This is a genomic window from Candidatus Thermoplasmatota archaeon, assembly GCA_029907305.1.
Taxonomy (GTDB): Archaea; Thermoplasmatota; E2; order DHVEG-1; family DHVEG-1; genus JARYMC01.
Genome location: JARYMC010000118.1, coordinates 1 through 2,858, shown reverse-complemented (window position 1 = coordinate 2,858; position 2,858 = coordinate 1). Strand labels below are relative to the sequence as shown.

3 protein-coding genes are annotated in these 2,858 nt (G+C 35.7%); all 3 read right to left on the bottom strand.

From position 1 onward, the window contains the following. Positions 1-225: 225 nt before the first annotated feature. Positions 226-1,779: an IS1182 family transposase gene (locus QHH19_07125; protein ID MDH7518091.1), complete on the bottom strand. Its 1,554-nt coding sequence runs from the start codon at positions 1,777-1,779 to the stop codon at positions 226-228. 191 nt (positions 1,780-1,970) lie between these two features. Next, positions 1,971-2,744 carry a proteasome assembly chaperone family protein gene (locus QHH19_07120; protein ID MDH7518090.1) on the bottom strand — a complete coding sequence of 258 codons (774 nt, stop codon included), beginning with the start codon at positions 2,742-2,744 and terminating at the stop codon, positions 1,971-1,973. Then, positions 2,741-2,858 (bottom strand): nucleolar RNA-binding Nop10p family protein (locus QHH19_07115; protein MDH7518089.1); only part of this gene is annotated, 118 nt, incomplete at its 5' end. The genes QHH19_07115 and QHH19_07120, both read right to left, overlap by 4 nt.

Below are 2,858 nucleotides of genomic sequence, written 5' to 3'. Positions count from 1 at the left end.
GAATTATTCACCATGATCTTCAAGTTAATATGATCACTCCACGAGGCAGTTCAAAATCAATGGATGTTTAGAGATGATGGTAAAATATTGACCAGAAATTCAAAAAACAATAAATAGATTTTTTCCCTTAAATTATTTTTTTTCCCATATTCTAAAGTAGAATATGGAATAAAAATGAGGTTGTCTCATAAAAATTTGTGATTTTTTTCATATTTAAACAATTTTTCAAGTATTTATCTGATTATTTATTTCTGTTTCGTTTTGTTTCTCATTATGGATTCTTTTCAGGTTATGGGAGATTGAAAGCAGGTTTTTTTCTGTTTGTGTTTGTCTAATACCTCGTGTAAAGAACTCTGTGAACTTTAAATTCTCTTTTATATTTCCAAAAGGCCATTCCACAGCCTGTTTTCGTTTAGAGAACTCATACTTGCCTTCTGGTGTTTCCATTTTCAAAGCCATCCGTTTAGATAAAACACCACCATAATCTGTTATAACTCTTAATCTGTCTTTACCAACACATTCTAATTGATCACAACATTTTAAACAATCATTACAATAATATTGACGCATATGAGCATCTTTATATTTATAAGTCTTTTGATAGGCTAATTTTTTATTATTCGGACAAATATACTGATCATAATCATAATCATAGCTAAAATTATGCTTTGAAAAAGGCTTAGCCTTTTTTAACTTGGGTTTAGTTTCATATACCTGTTTTCTATTAGGAATATAACCATCTAATCTGTTTTCTTCTAGATATTGCAGATTCTCACGTGTATAATATCCATTATCAGCACTAATCTTTGTATCATCAGGTAACAGCTCCAAAGTTTCTCTTATTTGTTCAATTTGAGGTATTAGTTGGTGATGGTCTGTAGGATCCTGTGTTATGCTGCTGGCGAGTATTATTCCTGAATCATAATCTACTGCGATTTGCATGTTATATGAAAACTCCATCTGGTTCTTTTTATTTTTCATCCAACGTGATTCGGGGTCTGTTAAACTAACGGTCTCTTGAGCCGTCTTTTTTAACTGTTCTTCAGCACGATCAAGTTTTTCAGAAACAATATTTTTCTTTTTTTTATTAGCAAGGGCTTGCTCTAGGAGTTTATAAGAAGATTTTCGTAGGTTGTTTTCGTTTGAAGAGTCCTTGTTTTCTTTTCTTACTCTCTGGATTATTTCATGGACTTTTTTACGACTAACGAGTTCTGCAGGTACTTCATCACCTCTTTGGTCGCCATATATCTTATCTTCGTTTTCATCAGTTTGGATTCCTTTCTTTAATATCTCCCGGATGGTTTTTATTTCTTCTTGATTTATCAAATTAGTTGATGAAGCGTTAGCTTTGATTTTAGTACCATCTATTGCTATATGATTTAATTGGACTAATCCTGTATTTTTCGCGACGTTTACAGTCATTTTAAATGCTTCTTCAATTTGCTCCGCGCATTCGATTTTAAACCGACAAATTGTTCGAAAATCAGGCTTATCCATGCCTGAAAGATACATATAAACCATATTTTCTTCTGTATGCTTGTTAATTTGCCTAGATGAGAATACACCATCTACCGAAGCCATAATAACCACCCGTAGCAACATTCTACGTGAATATGCTGCTTTACCCCGGGTATACCTATATTTTCGGTCAATTTCTTTAAAATCTAACTCTTCCACCAGATTCGCGATAAAATAACAAATATGGTTTTCCGGAATAAAATCCGTAAGACGCTTAGGCATCAACCAAGTCTGACCAATTCGATCTTCCCTCAAAGCCATAAAAAACACATCTCTAAAACTATAAATCACTAAATACAAATATAGAAGAACTAGAATATAAAACTAACGACTAAAAACAAGAATAAAAGGAAAAATTTAAAAAAAAACTTAATTATGAGACAACCTCAAATAATAAAAAAAAGTAATGTAATAAAAAAAGTTATTTTATTTTAATCAGATAAACACAGTATTTATCCAATATAACGCAGATCTTCCTCACCGGGGGCGATATGCATCCTCTCTGCCATTTCCTGCTCCATCTGCTGGGCTTTGGATATCATTTTTCTGGTTTCCTCGGCCCTTTCTTCCAGTTTTGCCACGTCAACCTCTAGTTTAAGAATACTGATTAGCGTAATGAGTACCGCCTTGGAGGCATCCGCATCTATGAAATAACCGGGTGTTTCACCCATCAAGCATACTCCCCGCATCCCTTTGGACATTCCCAGTCCCAGAAGTAATCCTGATGCACCTATTATGCCGCCGTCAGCTGATCTTAGATTTACATCATGTTCTTCCAGCATGTTCGCCAATTCTTCAGTAGTGGCCGCTCCCAGTACCCTGGTCTTCTCCACATGTTGACCGGTTCCTAATCCACCTAATGTGTATATGTCTTTGACACCGTATTTTCCCACGAAGTCAATTATGGCACCGCATATATCGTACTGGCCCTCCGGACTAAGTCCCTGAGTATTTCCGACCAGTATTATATAGTCTCTCCTGTCATCTCCTGCAGATTTTAGGTAGAAAAACTCGTTTTTCATGGGTTCGATGATCCCTTTCTCCCCCACAAATACCTGGGGCGGGAATGATGGTGAATATAATTCTGCAAATTTTGAAGCTCCTAATTCATGTATTAGATGTTCTGCAACCAGTTTACCCACATGACCTATTCCGGGAAGGGCCTCGATAAAGATGGGGTCCTGAAGTTCCACTTCCTCTAAAAGGTTAATTACGGTTTTTTTCATTTAACCAGCTCCTTTTGGTCATTAATTTGCTTTTTAAGTAATCTTCTATATTTGCCGTATTTATCTTCCGGGGAATATTTGGGAGGGTACACCTCACCCACAGCCCCTCCACAG